The 257-nt window shown below is 74.3% G+C and carries 1 pseudogene; it reads right to left on the minus strand.

The features are described from left to right. Positions 1 to 13: 13 nt before the first annotated feature. A pseudogene (locus tag GN208_RS17990) lies at positions 14 to 257 on the minus strand (hypothetical protein); the annotation flags it as partial.

Here is a 257-nt window from a genome sequence, read left to right on the forward strand (position 1 = left end):
ATGTTGCATCCGCTCAGTGGTGCAACGCGCCGCCTACTGTGGTCAGTGCGCCACCCACAGCGCCCGTGACGGGCGCAAGCGGCGTTGCCGCCCCGGTGGACGTCAGCGACGTGCCGACGGTGGTGACAAGCGAGCCGACAGGCGCAGTCGCACCCCCAGCCGTCGTGCCGCCCCCGGCGGCGCCGCCCAGTGCGCCGGTAATCGGTGCCAGCGGGTTGGCCGACGTTGCGCCGCCCGGCGTGGAGGTCACCCCGCCC

Origin of the sequence: Morganella sp. HSTU-ASny43, from assembly GCF_022819185.1 — a bacterium.
Classification (GTDB): Bacteria; Pseudomonadota; Gammaproteobacteria; order Enterobacterales; family Enterobacteriaceae; genus Morganella; species Morganella morganii.